The organism is Nocardia sp. CNY236, from assembly GCF_000482385.1.
Classification (GTDB): domain Bacteria; phylum Actinomycetota; class Actinomycetes; order Mycobacteriales; family Mycobacteriaceae; genus Nocardia.
Genome location: NZ_KI519396.1, coordinates 127,373 through 143,739, shown reverse-complemented (window position 1 = coordinate 143,739; position 16,367 = coordinate 127,373). Strand labels below are relative to the sequence as shown.

Sequence of the window (16,367 nt, the reverse complement as noted above, 5' to 3'; positions counted from 1 at the left end):
AACTGATCAGGGGTGAACTCCACGACCGCCTCCACCAACGCCATCTCCTGATCCGGTGTCAGTTTCCGCAGCACACCCGCTTTACGCCCCGGCCGTCGCGACTCCAAACCAGCTACACCACCGAACGCGTAGCGGGCCTTCCAATTGCGGATCGAGTTCTCCGACACCCCGAACACCCGCACCGCCTCCGCCGCGGACATCCCCTCATCCAACGCAGCCACCACCCGCATCCGCAACGCCTCCTGCTGGCTCGGCGAAAGCCTGCGCATATCCACCCTCAGATCATCACCCACCCCGCGGGTCTACACGAACACCACCCACATCCGCAAACATTCAGTTCCGGGTCAATACTACTTACATGTCGTGCACGGAAACCGCAGCTGGAACCCCGTCGAGGGTATCTACTACTCTAAGTAGGAGCACGGCTCCAGCGGGAGAAGTCCAGACACTTCCCCTCGAAACGGCCCAACGACTACAGACGGAGAATGCGGCCCAGCGCACGCCGCACCAGATCCAACGGCATACCTTCTGTTCTCGCTATGTGACCGAGTAGGCCGATTGCCAAATCGGTTCTGGCAGGCGTGTTACGAATCGGCTCGATCGGTCGAACGCTGTCTGCGACTTCAGCACCAGGACGTCGAGGCCAATGTGCCTGTGGTGGTGGGTAACACCACGCCTGGACCAGGCTAGTCGTCGCGGTTGCCCCCGCGCAGTTGCTCAGCGACGTTTCGACGTGAAGGGTGCAGAGTCGGGCTGCTGAGGGACTGCGGGGGTACAGGATCGGATGGCGGCAACGTTGCGGTTCATGATGGGCCGGATGTGGTGGTTGAACAGCCATGCGCGTAGGCCGCGGACGTTGGTTCCGTGTTGGCGGTAGAAGGTGTCGGGATCGTCGTAGGTGCCGTAGTCGTTGTTGACGCCCGTGGATTGGATGGCGGTGTCGGTGCCGTTCCAGTCGATGGGTGGTTCGGTGAGATTGGTGGTGCCGACGCCGTAGCCGAGGAAGCAATCGCGTTGGTCGGGGAATCTGGCGCGCACTCCGCCGAGGTATGGGCGGTCGAGGATGACCCCTTCCAGACCGACCCACCCTCGCTCGTGCCGCACTTCGGCCCAGCTGTGGATGATGTCGCGGGGTGCGATGCAGTAGAACGCGCCGGTGAGGATGCCGCGTTGCAGGCTTTTGTGGATGGTCGCGCCATGGAAGCGTGTGGGCACGTCGAGGGCACGCAGCAGCGCCATGAGCAGGGTGGTTTTGGTGTTGCATTGGCCGTAGCCGTCGGCGAGCACGGTGGAGGCGGGGATGTCGTCGGAGGCGTTGTAGCCGAAGGGGATTTCGTCGCGGACGAAGGTGTAGACGGCGGCGATGCGGTCGGGTGTGAGCAGGTCACTCCAGCCGCGCTCGCCGATGAGTTGCTGTAGCCGGGGGTGGTTGTAGTCCAGAATCGGGGCGGGGCGCAGGTGGGGGTTCATGATCTGACCGTAGGTCGCGGCGGGTTGTCGGGGCTTGAATGTTGCGGTCGTTGTGGGTGCGTCCAGCTGCCGCCGAGGAGTGTGGTGCTGTGGAGCAGGGTCGAGGGTGCCAGCCCGAAATTGGTGCGGAACACCCGGCTCAGGTGTGCCGAATCGCTGAACCCGGCGTAGGTCGCGCCGGTGGTGAGGTCGGCGCCGCGGCACAGTTCGTCGACCGCGCGTTGGATGCGCATCCACAGCACGTAGCGGCGGAAGGGGATACCGATCTGCCGGGAGAAGGTGTGGGTGAGCCAGGTCGGTGAGACGTTCGCGTGCCTGGCGGCCGCGGACAACCGTGGTGTGCCAGAGATGTCGCCGCGGAGGTAGGCGAGGGTTCGTTCGACCGGCGGCGCGGGCGGTGTCGCCGGGATGGCGTCGATGCCGAGGGCGGTGATCAGACCCTCGCACCAGGCGGTGGCCTCTTCGGCGGTCATGTCGGTTTCGGGTGGCGCGAACGTCGCGAGCTGGTGCGTCAAATCGGTGCCCGCCAGGTCGACGGCGAGGTGCTGTAGCTCGGTGCCGTAGCGGCCGGAACGGTCGATCAGCACCAGGGCGATTCGCTTGCCGTGTGCGTCGAATCGATGTGCGGTGTCGGCGGGTACGAGGGCGGCTCCGACGTGGCTGCGGTGGTCGCCCAGTGCGATGTCGAACCCGCCGTCGAGACCCCAGACGAATTGGATTGCGTGATGGGCATGCTCGTCAGCGGACGAACCTGGGCCGAGATAAACGATGAGGCCGGGAGCGACGATGACCCGACCCGCCCACCTCGACGGGCAGCCGACGCGCCGGGTGGACGGCTCGTGCGGGCGGGAGGTTGCGGCAGGCCCGGTTGTGGCATCGCATTGGCCGCCTGTGGCGTGTGCGGTGGGCTGATCGGTCATCCGAGCCGGGGACGCTACCAGGACAACCGCTTGCAGCGTTCGGCCATGCTGGCGACTTCGACCTGCAGGGTGGCGTGGTTGAGGTGGTAGGAGTCGGCCAGGAGTTCTTGCGCCGCGACCAGCACCGCGTCCGGGTTGGCGTCCTCGTCGATCGCCAGGTGCGCCGAGGCCACCTCCATCCCGGACGTCAACGTCCACACGTGCAGGTCGTGAACCTGCTGCACGCCGGTGAGACCTTCCAGGGAGGTGCGGACCCGATCGACGTCCATCCCGGCCGGAGCATGCTGGAACAGGATCCGCAGCGCGTGCTTGCCCAGATTGTAGGCCCGGGGCAGGACGAACAGGCCGATGCCGATGCCGATGAGCGGATCGGCATAGCGCCACCCGAAAAGCAGGGTCACCAGGCCGCTGATCAGCACGCCGATGGAGCCGAGCATGTCGGCCAGCACTTCCAGGTAGGCACCCCGAACATTGAGACTTTCTCCCGCCCCACGGCGCAGCAGCAACAGGGCCGCGACATTCATCACCAGGCCCACCACGGCGACAATGGTTACCGGAAGGCCCGGTACCTCCGGTGGTTCGGCCAATCGGCCGATCGCTTCAAACAGCACCCAGCCCGCCACCGCGAACAGCAGCACCGCATTGAACAGTGCGGCAAGCACTTCTGCGCGGTACATCCCGAAGGAACGGTCGACCCGCAGGGACGCGCGGCGGGCCACCAGGATCGCCACCAGCGCCATCACGACACCGAACACGTCGGTGAACACGTGCGCGGAATCCGACAGCAACGCCAGCGACGAGGTCGACAACCCAACGACGAGCTGAGTCACGAGCGTGACCAGACCCAAGCCGATCGCCAAGATCAGCCGCTGCACATATTTCCCGGAGGCACTACCTGCATCCGCCACCGACACCCCGTGATCATGCCCTTGCCCCACGTCGACCTCCCGCTCACCCGTGCCGACATCTGTTGGCACATCGCTTTCATCGTGCCGCGACGGAGCACCCGCCTTCGATTCCAAACTATAGTAACATGCGCATACAACCATGTTTATGGTGGGTGTTCATGGGGGGTTCAGTGGCAATTCGCGGTCGGCGCTGCATTCCACCTCGCGGCATAGTTCGGCGACTACTCGCCGGGCATGGTCACCGCCGCGACGGTGTCGCTGCCGGTGGCGGTGTTCCATTCGCGTGGATGCGCCGCGACCGTGCGGTGGCCTTCCGCGCCGGGTGGGGTGACGGTAGCCTGTGCGCGTGCTCGCGAAATTTCCGATTTGTCCTTTTTATCGCGGTGGTATGTGGTGACCCGCCCGGCCCGTTCCTCTTCTCGTATGTTCCGGATCCTGACCACCCTGGCCGTGGTGACCGCGGTCGTGGTGACCGCGATCCTGCTGACGGATGCCCGCGAGGACGCCAGCCGTGGCAGCGGTGCAGAGGCGCGCGCCGGTGGGATGTCGGCGGTGGGTCCGGACAGCCATCGGCTCTCCACTGCGGCGGATGGGCGGGTGACACTGGTGGAGTTCCTGGACTTCGAATGTGAGGCGTGTCGAGCGATGTTCCCGACCGTGGAGCGGCTGCGTGAGCAGTACCGCGACCGCGTCACCTTCGTGGTGCGCTACTTCCCGATCCCATCGCATTTCAACTCCGAACGCGCCGCGCGCGCCGTGGAAGCCGCCGCGCAGCAGGGTCGGTTCGAGCAGATGTATCAGCGCATGTTCGAAACCCAGGCCGCGTGGGGCGAACAACGCGTCGCCCTGGACGGGGTCTTCCGGGGCTTCGCCGCCGAGCTGGGCTTGGAGATGGCCGCCTTCGACGCCGCCTACGACAACCCGGCCACCGCCGCCCGGGTCCGCGCCGATTTCGACGACGGGCTGGCCCTCGGCGTCCAGGGCACCCCCACCTTCTTCGTCAACGACACGAGGATCACCACCAATAGCTACCCCGACCTGGCCGCCGCCCTCGACACCGCACTGGGCTGATCCCAGCTCGCTCGCGCGAGCGTGACCGGCTCCGCGAAACTATCGACCGATGAAGCGGAAGAACTCTCGGATATCGGTGACGAGTTCGGTGGGAGCCTGGAGTGAAGCGAGGTGCCCTCTACGGGGTACTCGTTCCAGCGCACGATGGTGTTGGCCCATTCTGCGAGGCCGCGCACGGCGCGGTCGCCTTGGAAGTTCGCGACGGCGGTCGGCACACCTGAGGGCGCGGGCTTGCTGCCCCACGACGCCCCGGACGCCCGATAGATACGTGCGGCCGAACCAGCGGTGCCGGTGAGCCAGTAGGTCGTAACGTTGGTCAGGACGACGTCGCGGTCGACGGGCGCTTGGTCGGTGGCCGTCGGGTCCCAGTCGACGAACCACTCCAGGTTCCAGGCCAGCTGACCGCCCGGCGAGTCGTTGAGAGCGTAGGCAATGGTCTGCAATCGCAAGGCCATCTGGGTCGCATAACCATTGCGCCCGTACCACCACACCTGGTTCGCGATCGCCTTCGCTCGGTCCGCCTCCGACAACTCGGTGAGTTCCTGGCCGGAGCCGGTTGCTGTCGCCGCATCGGCGAGCGCATTCACATGCACGCCGATGACCTTGTCCGGTACGACCCGCCCCAGTGCGGGTGAAATGAGGCTGCCGTAGTCGCCGCCCTGCGCGCCGTAGCGCTCGTAGCCCAGCCGCCGCATCAATTCCGCCCAAGCTCGCGCGATCCGGGCCGCGTCCCAGCCGGTGTCAGTCGACCCCATAGGACCAGCCGACACCCGGCAGGGCATCGGGCCACCGGGTGTGGCCGAGTCGATCATTCAGCTCGTCGAGGTCTGCCTGCGGAATGTCGACGCAGAAGGGGATGATCGCGGAGGATGCCTCGGGCATAGGAATAGTCTCCAACCTGTATAGGAAAGATCGAGTCCTATACAGGCGGGATGATCGATCCATGTCGGAAACCGCCCCCACCCGCCTGCTGCGGCTGCTGTCGCTACTGCAGATGCACAAAGACTGGACTGGTACGGAGTTGGCCGCCAGACTCGACGTCACCACCCGCACCATTCGGCGCGACGTGGATCGGTTGCGGGAGTTGGGGTATCCGGTGCACGCGGTGTTGGGACCACTCGGGGGATACCGTCTCGGACCGGGCGCGTCACTGCCGCCGCTGCTGCTGGACGACGACGAGGCGGTCGCCGTCACGCTGGGCCTGCAGACCAACACGACCGGCAATATCGCCGACATCGAGGAAGCGTCACTGCGCGCGCTGACCAAAGTCGAGCAGGTGCTTCCGACACGACTACGCTACCGCGTCGACGCCCTACGTGGGGCGATCGTGGCCATGCCGCCCCGATACGACCCCGGTCCCCCGGTCGACGTCGACTCGCTCACTGCTATCTCCGCGGCCATCCGTACTGCCGAGACCCTACGCTTCGACTACCGAAGCCATACCGGCGACGAAACCCGGCGCACCGTAGAGCCGCACCGCATAGCGCACTGGAGCCACCGGTGGTACCTCGTCGGCTGGGACACCGTCAGGTCCGACTGGCGCACCTTCCGCATCGACCGAATGTCGTTGCGGACACCGAACGGTCGACGCTTCACCCACCGTCCTTCCCCCGACGGGGACGTCGTCGCCTATCTTCGCCGCACAATGGACTTCGCCGTCCGGCCCTACCAGTGCGTGGTGCGCGTGCATGCCCCGGCCGAGGAATTCGCCGGCCGCGTCGAAGGTATCGTCACCCCTATCGACGAGCGAACGTGTCGCCTCGAAATGGGATCGGACTCCTACGCGGTGGTCGCACTGGTGATCGGCATGTTGGACGTCGAATTCGAGGTCGAATCCCCACCGGAACTGGTTACCCACATCCAGAGTCTGGTGGGCCGGTTCACCCGTGCGACGAACCGAAAATAGCCAGCATCGAGCCCACGCTGCCTGTCACACAACCACATTCGCTTCCGACTCGTGTGCCGGCCGAGCCGGCTACAGCATGCAGGACACGCAACCCTCTACTTCGGTTCCCTCCAAAGCCATTTGGCGCAGACGAATGTAGTAGAGCGTCTTGATCCCCTTGCGCCACGCGTAGATCTGGGCACGATTCAGATCGCGAGTCGTAGCGGAATCCTTGAAGAACAGCGTCAGCGACAAGCCCTGGTCGACGTGCTGGGTAGCCGCTGCGTAGGTATCGATGATCTTCTCGTACCCGATCTCGTACGCGTCCTCGTAGTATTCGAGGTTGTCGTTGGTCATGTAGGGCGCGGGGTAGTAGACCCGCCCGATCTTGCCTTCCTTGCGAATTTCGATCTTCGACGCCACCGGGTGGATGGAACTGGTGGAGTGATTGATGTAGGAGATCGAACCGGTCGGTGGCACCGCCTGCAAGTTCTGGTTGTAGATCCCATGCTTCTTGACCGACGCCTCGAGTTCGCGCCAGTCTTCCTGGGTGGGAATGCGAACCCCGGCATCGGCGAACAACTGCCGCACTCGATCAGTTGCCGGCTCCCATACCCGATCGGTGTACTTGTCGAAGTATTCACCGCTGGCGTACTTCGATTCGGGGAAGCCGCCGAAGTAGCTGCCGCGCTCCTCGGCGATCTGGTTCGACGCGCGAATCGCGTGGTAGACAACGGTGTAGAAGTAGATATTGGTGAAGTCGACACCTTCCTCGGAGCCATAGTGGATCCGCTCGCGCGCCAGATAGCCGTGCAGATTCATCTGCCCGAGGCCAATGGCATGCGCGGAGTTGTTGCCGTGTTCGATGGATGGCACCGAGGAGATGTGAGTCTGGTCGGACACCGCGGTCAATGCTCGGACCGCCACCTCGATGGTCCGAGCGAAGTCGGGTGAGTCCATCGTCTTGGCAATGTTCAGCGAGCCGAGGTTGCAGGAAATGTCCTTGCCCACCTGCGCGTAGGACAGATCGTCGTTGAACTCCGATGGGGTGGACACCTGCAAGATCTCCGAGCACAGGTTCGAGTGCGTGATCTTGCCGGCGATCGGGCTGGCCCGGTTCACCGTATCCTCGAACATGATGTAGGGATAACCGGACTCGAACTGCAGCTCGGCGATGGTCTGAAAGAACTCTCGCGCCTTGATCTTCGACTTGCGGATCCGTTTGTCGTCGACCATCTCGTGGTACTTCGCCGAGACGTCGATGTCGGCGAACGGCTTGCCGTAGATGCGTTCGACATCGTACGGCGAGAACAGGTACATGTCCTCGTTCTTCTTGGCCAGTTCGAAGGTGATGTCCGGGATCACCACGCCCAGTGACAGAGTCTTGATCCGAATCTTCTCGTCCGCGTTCTCCCGCTTGGTGTCCAGAAAGCGATAGATATCCGGATGGTGCGCATGCAGGTAGACCGCACCCGCACCCTGGCGGGCGCCGAGCTGATTGGCATAGGAGAACGCGTCTTCGAGCAGTTTCATGATCGGGATGACACCCGAGCTCTGGTTCTCGATCTTCTTGATCGGCGCGCCGTGTTCGCGAATATTGCTGAGCAACAACGCGACACCGCCGCCACGCTTGGACAACTGCAGCGCAGAGTTGATCGAGCGACCGATGGACTCCATGTTGTCCTCGATACGCAACAGGAAGCACGACACCGGCTCGCCGCGCTGTTTCTTTCCCGAATTGAGGAATGTCGGCGTGGCCGGCTGGAACCGGCCGTCGATGATCTCGTCGACCAAGCGCGAGGCCAACTGCTCGTCGCCGGCGGCGAGGGTGAGCGCGACCATGCACACCCGGTCCTCGAACCGCTCCAGATAGCGCTTACCGTCGAAAGTCTTGAGGGTGTAGGAGGTGTAGTACTTGAACGCACCGAGGAAGGTCGGGAACCGGAACTTCTTCGCGTAGGCCTGCTTGAACAGCCTCTTGACGAACTCGCGGGCGTAGGGCTCGAGCACCCCCGCTTCGTAGTAGTTCTCGCTGATCAAATAGTCCAGCTTCTCGTCCAGGTTGTGGAAGAAGACGGTGTTCTGATTGACATGCTGCAGGAAGTACTGGTGCGCGGCCTCACGGTCCTTGCTGAATTGGATCTTGCCGTCCGGCCCGTAGAGGTTCAGCATCGCGTTGAGGGCGTGGTAGTCCAGAACCTCGCCGGCCTCGGCGCCGCGGACCGGTGGTTGCTCTAAGCGAGCTGCTTTTCCGGTCGGTGCTGACGTTGCTGTTGCCAAAACAATTCCAATCCCTCGCGGACGCGTTCGACGTCCTCGGCGGTTCCCATGAGTTCGAAGCGATACAGGTACGGCACACCACACTTGCGCGAGATCAGCTCGCCCGCGTAGCAGTAGGTGTCGCCGAAGTTGGTATTGCCCGCCGCGATGACGCCACGCAGCAACTGCCGATTGTGCGGATCGTTGAGGAACTTGGCGACCTGTCGCGGCACGAAGTCCTTGTCGGAGCGGACTGCGCCCAGCACATGCCTACCACCCCCGTAGGTGGGCACGATCAGCACATAGGGTTGGTCCACCCGCAGCGAGTCGGCGAGGTGTAGGGGTATTCGAGTGGCCGGTAGGTCCAACTTCTCGACGAAGCGATGAGTGTTTTCCGAAGCGCTGGAGAAGTAGACCAACGCCGCCGTCTCCGACATGATCCACGCACCCCTCTCGGCAGCATCGCGCCGGACCGCTTTCGGATCGAGCGCGTTCGGTGGAAGACTCAGGCCGCCACGGTGGCCAGCGACTTGATGCGGTCGGGCCGGAATCCGGACCAGTGATCGTCCCCGGCCACGACGACCGGCGCCTGCAGATGCCCCAAAGCCATCACATAGTCGCGCGCTTCGTCGTTCTCGGAGATGTCGACGACCTCGTAGTCCACCCCAACCTTGTCGAGCGCCTTGTACGTGGCATTGCACTGGACGCACGCGGGCTTGGTGTACACGGTGACGGTCATCGTTGTCCTCTCCTGGTGCCTGTTCCACGGCCGGTTATCTGTACGGATGCACGATCCGACGCACGTTGCGCAAACTCCTGGATTCGGACTCGACTTCCCGATCAGGCGCCGGGGGACCGACTCGTAACGATCGAGATTTCGTGTCGCCTTCCAGTACTCAAGACACTACACCTAGTGGCCGACAGAGTCACCCGACACGACATGTAGCGAGTCACATCGATGAAATTCCACTGATAGAAGTACCAGCGCACTCGATTCGAGCCGAAACAGACAGCGACACAGATCACATCTCTACACATCAGCTAATAGCTAGCAACAGCTGCGGGTCGAGATCCCCGGCGCCGGCCTCCCGCGGCGTGAACCGGGGGTGAAGCTTACACCGATACCCGGTCGCCGCCAGTGCCGACCCAACACGACCGAGCGTGCGGCGACGACCGAGCCCGGAGGGCCGAACGACACCCCAACCGCTCGTGATGTTGTCCGCCGTTGGATCGTCATTAGACTCGAGTGACATGCGGAATATGCGGGAACAGATCATCGAGGAGTTGGGCGTCCAGCCCACGATCGAGCCGAAGATCGAGGTGCGTCGGCGCATCGACTTCCTCAAAGACTGCCTGAGCGCCACGTCCGCACTGGGTTTCGTCCTCGGCATCAGCGGCGGGCAAGACAGCGCTCTCACCGGCCGACTCTGCCAACTCGCGGTCGAAGAGCTGCGCGCAGAGGGGAAGAACCGGACATTCCTCGCCGTCCGGCTGCCCTACGGGGTCCAGGCCGACGAGGCCGATGCGGAGATAGCGATGAACTTCGTCCAGCCCGACCGCCACGTCGTGGTGAACGTCCGCCCCGGCGCAGACGCCGTCGCCACAGAGACCGCGTCCGCACTCCACCTGGATACGCTGCGCGACTTCGTGCGCGGCAACATCAAAGCACGCGAACGTATGGTCATCCAATACGCACTGGCCGGGCAGGAGAATTTGTTGGTGGTCGGCACCGACCATGCTGCCGAGGCCGTCACTGGCTTCTTCACCAAATATGGTGACGGCGGGGTCGATCTGACTCCGCTCACCGGCCTGACCAAACGCCAGGGTGCAGCACTGCTGCAGGAGCTGGGCGCGTCCGCGAGCATCTATTCCAAGGTGCCGACCGCGGACCTCGAAGACGATCGGCCTGCCCTACCCGACGAGGAGGCCCTCGGGCTGAGCTACACCGAGATCGACGACTACCTGGAGGGTCGGAATGTCACCTCCGATGTCGCCGCCAGGATCGAATCTCTCTACCACACCACCCGGCACAAGCGAGCAGTCCCGGTGACACCGCTGGACACCTGGTGGCGCCGCTAGCGTCAGAGGCTCATCACGACCTGCCTGGCTGTCGTGAGCTGTGCTGTGGCGCACTCGAGATATCGCGCCCGCCGGCCTGCGGCGCTTCTGGACAGGCGACCACTTCTCCCCCGTCCCGATGACGATTCGACATGTGGACAAATTTCGCCGAAGGTACGGTGCCAAAAAAATTGATTGCGCACATGCCGGCTCCGTGATCCGGAGCCGGGTAGCGCGGCACTCGAGAAGTGGAATGGCATGAGGAATTCGAGAATCAAGCGACGAACCGGCATGCGAACCATCGCGGCAGTCGGCCTGGTGGCACTTGTCGCATCGGCAGCCGCAGCGTGCGGTTCCGGACGAACCGGCGACGGGGAAGCCGCAGGACTGGTGGTGGGCACCACGGACAAAATCTTCGCGCTCGACCCCGCAGCTGCATACGACAACGGGTCGTATACCGTCATCACGCAGATCTATCAGCACTTGCTCAATTTCGCGCCCGGCTCCACGACCCCCGAGCCGGATGCGGCCCGCAAGTGCGAGTTCACCGAGTCCACGGTGTATACCTGCGTCCTGAAAGAGGGCCTGACCTTCGCCAACGGCAATCCGTTGACCGCGACCAGCGTCAAGTTCTCCTTCGATCGGATGCAGCGGATCAACGATCCGAATGGACCTGTATCGCTGTTGGAGAACCTGGACAAGACCGACGTCGTGGACGAGCGCACGGTCACGTTCACCTTGAAGGAGTCCAACGACCAGACCTTCCCCTCGGTGTTGGCCACGATGGCCGGACCGATCGTCGACGAGCAGGTGTACTCACCGGACACGGTGATGCCGGACGAGGATGTGGTGCAGGCCAAGGGGTACTCCGGTCCATACACCATTGGAAGCTACGACAAGAACAAGTTGGTCGAATACCAGGCATTCGATAGCTACGACGGAATCCTGGAGGCCCCGAAAACCACGCGCGTATCGACGAAGTACTACGCCACTGCCGACAACATGAAGCTGGACCTGCAAAACGGATCGCTCGATGTCGGACACCGGTCCTTCACGCCCACCGACATCGAGTCACTACGCAACGACGGCGACGTCGACGTGCACGAGGGCCCTGGCGGCGAACTGCGCTACATCGTGTTCAATCTCGAGACCATGCCGGGCGACACACCGGAGCAGAAGCTGGCCGTGCGCAAAGCAGTCGCTGCGTCCGTCGATCGAGAAGCACTGGCCGCGGGCGTCTACAAGAATACGTATATGCCGGCGTACTCGTCCGTGCCGTCGGGCATTCCAGGGGCGGTGGAGCCATTCAAGGACATCTACGGAGCACAGCCGAACAAGGATCGGGCCGCGAAGTTTCTCGCCGATGCTGGTGTCCCGACTCCGGTCGAGCTGAACTTGCAGTACAACCCGGATCACTATGGTTCCAGCAGTTCCGAGGAGTACGCGGCGATCAAGTCGCAACTGGAAGCCACCGGACTGTTCCGGGTCAACCTGCAATCCACCGAGTGGGTCACCTACCAGAAGGAACGAACCCAAGATGCCTACCCGCTCTATCAGTTGGGCTGGTTCCCCGACTTTCCGGATCCGGATACCTACCTCACCCCGTTCTTCGGTCCGAACAACTTCCTGCAATCACACTTCGAAGACCCGGGTATCTCCGCCCAGCTGATCGCCGAAGTCACCCAGCCCGATCATGACAAGCGGATGAATCAGATCGAGCAACTGCAGCGTGATCTCGCGCAGAACTTCCTACCGATCATCCCGCTGCTGTCCGGCAAGCAGATCGCCGCATCGGCCGCAGGGGTACAGGGGGTGGAACAGACGCTCGACGCGGCGTCCAAGTTCCGCTATTCGGTACTGAGCAAGTGACTTCTGATCACGTAGCCGAGCCTGGGGCAACGGCTGCGGATACGAAGCCGAATCGGACCCCGACCCGAACCCGGCGTCCGATTCGGCCACGCTTGCGCAAGGGCGGCGGCGATTCGCGTCACTTGGCCTTGCTGCGCTACCTCGGTGTTCGACTGCTGTTGATTCCGGTGACTGCGTGGATTCTGGTGACAGTCGTGTTCTTCCTGATGCGGGTGATCGGCGACCCGATCAGCGCGGCGTTGGGCGCGCATTTGAATCAGCAACAGATCGAGGAGCGCAAGGAGGCAGCGGGACTGAACCGACCGATCCTGGTGCAGTACTGGGAGTACCTTTCGGGCCTCCTGCGCGGGGATCTCGGTCGTTCCCAGGACAACCGGGAGATCAGTGAGGTCGTCGTCACCTACGGCGCGGCCTCACTGGAACTGGTGTTCTGGGCGCTGATCGTCGCGTTCGCAATCGGCGTCCCACTGGGCAGGTATGCGGCCACGCACCGGGATTCGGCCGCCGACATCGGGTTGCGGCTGTTCGCCATCCTGGTGTACGCGGCGCCGGTGTTCTTCGTCGGCTTGCTGCTGAAGCTCGTGTTCGCGGTACAGCTGGGCTGGCTGCCGGTAGCAGGTCGGGCCAGCACCAACGTCGAGCTCCAACTGCAGCACGTCTCACCGAAGACCAACATCATGGTGATCGACGCGATTCTCTACGGCGATGCCGGATATTTGGTGGATGTGCTGAAACATGCCGTGCTGCCCGCGATCGCGCTGGGTCTGTTGGTCGCCGGCGTCTTCCTGCGGCTGGTACGGATCAACCTTATCCAGACCCTTCAGGCGTGCTACGTGGACGCTGCCCGGGCACGCGGCCTGTCGCGTCGAGTGGTGACCGGACGGCACGCTTTCCGCAACGCGATGATTCCGATCGTCACGGTGATGGGCATGCAAATCGCCACGATGCTCGGCGCCTCGGTACTCACCGAGACGACGTTCGAATGGAAGGGGCTCGGCTACCAACTCGCTGCCTACCTGTCGGCACGCGACTTCATCGCTGTTCAGGGCATCGTCGCGTTCATCGCGCTCATTGTGGCGGTGATGAGCTTCGTCGTGGATGCCCTGGTGGCACTGATCGATCCGAGGGTGAGGTTCTGATGAGTGCTACCGAACTGCTGACCGAACCGGCCACCCCGGCGCCGCGACGGCGCCGGGGTGTGCCCGGCCTGGGTCTGTTGTCGATGACCGCGGGAGCACAGCGCGTGACCCTGATCGTCGGCCTCGGCCTGGTTGGATTCTTCGTCCTCGCCGCGCTCTTCGCTCCGCTGATCGCGCCGTACGGGTTCGCCCAGACCAGCGCGGACGGCGTCGACTTCGTCCGCCAGCAGGCACCGTCGGCCGAGCACTGGTTCGGCACCTCCGTACGTGGGGAAGACGTATTCTCCAGAGTGATCTACGGTGCGCGCACCGCACTGTGGGTGATCGCGATCTCACTGGTGCTCTCACTGCTGATCGGCGTTCCGCTCGGGCTGCTGTCGGGCTATGTCGGCCGGTGGCTCGACCGCGTGCTCGTTCTGATCATGGACGCCATGTATGCGTTTCCCTCGCTGCTGCTGGCGATCGTGGTGTCCATTGTGGTCGCGGGTGGTCGCTCGACCAGCCTGGGCGGAATGCTGGCTGCGGCGGTGGCGATCACGGCGGTGTTCGTACCGCAGTACTTCCGGGTGGTACGCAACGCCACCGTCGCGGTGAAGCACGAGCCGTATGTCGATGCTGCACGGGTGACCGGGGCCTCGACCCCGCGCATCCTCTTCCGGCACATCCTCGCCAATGTCGCACAGTCACTGCCGGTGATCATCACGCTGAACGGATCGGAGGCCATCCTCACCCTGGCCGGACTCGGCTTTCTCGGTTTCGGTATCGAACCGACCCAGGCTGCCGAGTGGGGCTTCGACCTGAACAAGGCGCTGCCGGATGTCTCCAACGGCATCTGGTGGACCGGCGTCTTTCCCGGCGTCGCCATCGTGCTCGTCGTGCTCGGCATGACCCTGGTCGGCGAGAGCCTCAACGAGGTGTTCAATCCGGTCCTGCGCACCCGCCGTGCCGCTGCGGTGGGCGCCGACGAGGGGCTCGAAGGCGGGCCGAAAGCAGGAGACGAAGCAGACGTCGCCGAAAAGGATACGAACAATGCCTGAAACACCTGTGGCCGAGCGGGATCGTGCCGCTTTGACCATCGAATCGCTGTCGGTCACCTTCGCCACCGACGCGGGGCCGGTGCACGCGCTCACGAACGTGTCCTACGAGGTATATCCCGGCGAAGTGCTGGCCATCGTCGGAGAGTCCGGCTCGGGCAAGTCGGTGTGTTCGCGCACAGCGATGGGGTTGTTGCCCGAGACCGCTTCGGTGCGCGGCCTGGTGACCCTTGGCGCCGAACCGCTCACCGCAATGAGCAAGAAGCAACTCACCGCATTGCGCGGCGGCGCGATCTCGATGGTGTTCCAAGAGCCGGGCCTGGCCTTGGACCCCTTGTTCACCGTCGGCTTCCAGATCTGTGAAGCGCTGCAGGCGCATACCGGCTTGCGCAGGAAGGCTGCCAAGGCGCGCGCGGTGGAGTTGTTGCGCATCGTCGGTTTGCCCGATCCCGAGCACCGGGTGGACTACTATCCGCACCAACTGTCCGGCGGGCAGAAGCAGCGGGTGGTGATCGCGATCGCCATCGCATGCGAGCCGAAGGTGATCATCGCCGACGAGCCGACCACGGCCTTGGACGTCACGGTGCAAGCCGAGATCCTGGCGCTGCTGCGCGACCTGCGTGACCGGATCGGCAGTGCGATCGTCCTGATCACGCACAACATGGGCGTCGTCGCCGATATCGCCGACCGTGTTGTGGTGATGCGTGCCGGTGCGGTGGTCGAGCAAGCTCCTGTCGACGAACTGTTCACCAGGCCGACAGCGGAGTACACCCGTGCTCTGCTGGCTGCCGTGCCGCACCTGGGTACCGAACAGATCGGGCACGGCCCCGCCGAGGAGACCGAGGTCGCCGCCGATCCGGTGCTCGAGGTGCGCAATCTGGTGGTCGAGTTCCCCGGAACTCTCGGCCACCCACGGTTTCGAGCGGTGGACGGGGTGAGTTTGCGGATCGGGCCGGGCGAGACCCTTGGCGTGGTCGGCGAGTCGGGCTCGGGCAAGTCGACCATCGGCCGTTGCGTCGCAGCGCTGCAACGCCCGACTTCCGGAGCGGTCCTGGTGCAGGGGCAGGACATCGCGGGGCTGTCGCAGCGCCGGCTACGGCCGATCCGGCGACGCTTCGGCTTCGTGTTCCAAGACCCGGCCACCTCGCTGAACCCCAGGCTCACCGTCGGTGAGTGCGTAGCCGAACCGCTGATCGTGCACAAGGCGGGCAGCGCGGCCCAGATCCGTGCCCGGGTGCGCACGATGCTCGACGACGTGCAGCTGCCCGCTGGTGCCGAACGCCGCTATCCGCACGAGCTCTCCGGTGGGCAACGTCAGCGCGCCAGCCTGGCTCGCGCCTTGGTGCTGTCCCCGGACCTGTTGGTCGCAGACGAGCCGACCAGTGCGCTGGATGTCTCCGTGCAGGCGGCGGTGTTGGAGTTGTTCGGGCAACTCCAACACGAGTGTGGTTGGGCGTGCCTGTTCATCAGCCACGATCTTGCGGTCGTCGACACGCTTGCCGACCGCATCGTGGTCCTGCGCGACGGGGCGGTTGTCGAGCAGGGTGATCGAGATCGTGTCCTGCGCGCTCCGCAACAGCAGTACACGCGACGGCTCGTCGCTGCGGTTCCGGTACCCGATCCGGTGCAGCAGCGGCGGCGCCGGGAACAGATGGCCGAGTTGTCCGGCGAGAACGTGGTGGGCCGATAGTCGCCCAGGTCGAAAGTTCGGCTATCGCAGGAAAACTCGATCGACCGACGCCTCGCCCTCGATC

16 protein-coding genes are annotated in these 16,367 nt (G+C 64.0%); 7 read left to right on the top strand and 9 right to left on the bottom strand.

All coding sequences use genetic code 11. The features are described 5' to 3' along the window. From K940_RS30525 to K940_RS0125920, 4 genes are all read right to left on the bottom strand, one after another. On the bottom strand, positions 1-293 hold a 293-nt coding region (locus K940_RS30525; protein WP_196812364.1), incomplete at its 3' end, for a helix-turn-helix domain-containing protein. A 424-nt stretch (positions 294-717) separates the two neighbouring features. Then, complete coding sequence (locus tag K940_RS30520; protein ID WP_051407556.1) at positions 718-1,470, bottom strand: transglutaminase family protein; 753 nt, start codon at positions 1,468-1,470, stop codon at positions 718-720. After that, a complete protein-coding gene (locus K940_RS31275) occupies positions 1,467-2,390 on the bottom strand; it encodes an AraC family transcriptional regulator (RefSeq protein WP_051407555.1) in 924 nt (307 codons plus the stop codon). Before K940_RS31275 ends, K940_RS30520 begins: the two co-directional genes overlap by 4 nt. A gap of 14 nt (positions 2,391-2,404) precedes the next feature. After that, positions 2,405-3,328, bottom strand: a complete 924-nt coding sequence (locus K940_RS0125920) for a cation diffusion facilitator family transporter (protein ID WP_028479849.1) — start codon at positions 3,326-3,328, stop codon at positions 2,405-2,407. A 393-nt stretch (positions 3,329-3,721) separates the two neighbouring features. Between K940_RS0125920 and K940_RS0125915 the strand changes: the two genes are divergently transcribed. Next, a complete protein-coding gene (locus K940_RS0125915; protein ID WP_028479848.1) occupies positions 3,722-4,369 on the top strand; it encodes a thioredoxin domain-containing protein in 648 nt (215 codons plus the stop codon). On the opposite strand, the gene K940_RS30510 is transcribed toward K940_RS0125915, so the two are convergent. Together K940_RS30510 and K940_RS33875 are read right to left on the bottom strand one after the other, a co-directional pair. After that, entirely contained in the window at positions 4,327-5,124 is a 798-nt protein-coding gene (locus tag K940_RS30510) for an alpha/beta fold hydrolase (protein WP_051407554.1), read from the bottom strand. The two genes, K940_RS0125915 and K940_RS30510, sit on opposite strands and share 43 nt — an antisense overlap. Then, a complete protein-coding gene (locus tag K940_RS33875) occupies positions 5,111-5,251 on the bottom strand; it encodes an epoxide hydrolase N-terminal domain-containing protein (RefSeq protein WP_231390519.1) in 141 nt (46 codons plus the stop codon). The genes K940_RS30510 and K940_RS33875 overlap by 14 nt, the downstream gene beginning before the upstream one ends. Positions 5,252-5,312: 61 nt before the next feature. Between K940_RS33875 and K940_RS0125905 the strand changes: the two genes are divergently transcribed. Next, positions 5,313-6,275: a YafY family protein gene (locus K940_RS0125905; RefSeq protein ID WP_028479847.1), complete on the top strand. Its 963-nt coding sequence runs from the start codon at positions 5,313-5,315 to the stop codon at positions 6,273-6,275. A gap of 69 nt (positions 6,276-6,344) precedes the next feature. Here the strand turns inward: K940_RS0125905 and nrdE are convergent, their stop codons facing one another. The 3 genes from nrdE to nrdH all read right to left on the bottom strand — a co-directional run bounded on the left by nrdE (position 6,345) and on the right by nrdH (position 9,252). Beyond that, positions 6,345-8,426, bottom strand: coding sequence for a class 1b ribonucleoside-diphosphate reductase subunit alpha (gene nrdE / locus K940_RS0125900; RefSeq protein WP_231390523.1), 2,082 nt, complete (start codon positions 8,424-8,426; stop codon positions 6,345-6,347). A 62-nt stretch (positions 8,427-8,488) separates the two neighbouring features. Continuing rightward, positions 8,489-8,950 carry a class Ib ribonucleoside-diphosphate reductase assembly flavoprotein NrdI gene (gene nrdI / locus K940_RS0125895; RefSeq protein WP_028479845.1) on the bottom strand — a complete coding sequence of 154 codons (462 nt, stop codon included), beginning with the start codon at positions 8,948-8,950 and terminating at the stop codon, positions 8,489-8,491. A 68-nt stretch (positions 8,951-9,018) separates the two neighbouring features. Then, a complete protein-coding gene (gene nrdH / locus K940_RS0125890; RefSeq protein ID WP_028479844.1) occupies positions 9,019-9,252 on the bottom strand; it encodes a glutaredoxin-like protein NrdH in 234 nt (77 codons plus the stop codon). 512 nt (positions 9,253-9,764) lie between these two features. On the opposite strand from nrdH, the gene nadE reads away from it, so the two are divergent. From nadE to K940_RS30500, 5 genes are all read left to right on the top strand, one after another. Beyond that, entirely contained in the window at positions 9,765-10,592 is an 828-nt protein-coding gene (gene nadE, locus K940_RS0125885; RefSeq protein WP_028479843.1) for an ammonia-dependent NAD(+) synthetase, read from the top strand. A gap of 237 nt (positions 10,593-10,829) precedes the next feature. Continuing rightward, entirely contained in the window at positions 10,830-12,440 is a 1,611-nt protein-coding gene (locus K940_RS0125880) for an ABC transporter substrate-binding protein (RefSeq protein ID WP_081706689.1), read from the top strand. Positions 12,441-12,568: 128 nt separating this feature from the next. After that, positions 12,569-13,579, top strand: coding sequence for an ABC transporter permease (locus K940_RS0125875; protein WP_231390522.1), 1,011 nt, complete (start codon positions 12,569-12,571; stop codon positions 13,577-13,579). Further along, a complete protein-coding gene (locus K940_RS30505) occupies positions 13,579-14,616 on the top strand; it encodes an ABC transporter permease (protein WP_081706687.1) in 1,038 nt (345 codons plus the stop codon). The genes K940_RS0125875 and K940_RS30505 overlap by 1 nt, the downstream gene beginning before the upstream one ends. Next, positions 14,609-16,303, top strand: coding sequence for an ABC transporter ATP-binding protein (locus K940_RS30500; RefSeq protein WP_051407551.1), 1,695 nt, complete (start codon positions 14,609-14,611; stop codon positions 16,301-16,303). The genes K940_RS30505 and K940_RS30500 overlap by 8 nt, the downstream gene beginning before the upstream one ends. Positions 16,304-16,367 lie beyond the last annotated feature (64 nt).

What these genes read in the sequence shown, in the direction of transcription:
- K940_RS30520 (WP_051407556.1), bottom strand. Translation starts at nt 1,470, where the DNA reads ATGAACCCCCACCTGCGCCCCGCCCCGATTCTGGACTACAACCACCCC.
- K940_RS31275 (WP_051407555.1), bottom strand. Translation starts at nt 2,390, where the DNA reads ATGACCGATCAGCCCACCGCACACGCCACAGGCGGCCAATGCGATGCC.
- K940_RS0125915 (WP_028479848.1), top strand. Translation starts at nt 3,722, where the DNA reads ATGTTCCGGATCCTGACCACCCTGGCCGTGGTGACCGCGGTCGTGGTG.
- K940_RS30510 (WP_051407554.1), bottom strand. Translation starts at nt 5,124, where the DNA reads ATGGGGTCGACTGACACCGGCTGGGACGCGGCCCGGATCGCGCGAGCT.
- K940_RS33875 (WP_231390519.1), bottom strand. Translation starts at nt 5,251, where the DNA reads ATGCCCGAGGCATCCTCCGCGATCATCCCCTTCTGCGTCGACATTCCG.
- K940_RS0125905 (WP_028479847.1), top strand. Translation starts at nt 5,313, where the DNA reads ATGTCGGAAACCGCCCCCACCCGCCTGCTGCGGCTGCTGTCGCTACTG.
- nrdE (WP_231390523.1), bottom strand. Translation starts at nt 8,426, where the DNA reads ATGCTGAACCTCTACGGGCCGGACGGCAAGATCCAATTCAGCAAGGAC.
- nrdI (WP_028479845.1), bottom strand. Translation starts at nt 8,950, where the DNA reads ATGTCGGAGACGGCGGCGTTGGTCTACTTCTCCAGCGCTTCGGAAAAC.
- nrdH (WP_028479844.1), bottom strand. Translation starts at nt 9,252, where the DNA reads ATGACCGTCACCGTGTACACCAAGCCCGCGTGCGTCCAGTGCAATGCC.
- nadE (WP_028479843.1), top strand. Translation starts at nt 9,765, where the DNA reads ATGCGGAATATGCGGGAACAGATCATCGAGGAGTTGGGCGTCCAGCCC.
- K940_RS0125880 (WP_081706689.1), top strand. Translation starts at nt 10,830, where the DNA reads ATGAGGAATTCGAGAATCAAGCGACGAACCGGCATGCGAACCATCGCG.
- K940_RS30505 (WP_081706687.1), top strand. Translation starts at nt 13,579, where the DNA reads ATGAGTGCTACCGAACTGCTGACCGAACCGGCCACCCCGGCGCCGCGA.
- K940_RS30500 (WP_051407551.1), top strand. Translation starts at nt 14,609, where the DNA reads ATGCCTGAAACACCTGTGGCCGAGCGGGATCGTGCCGCTTTGACCATC.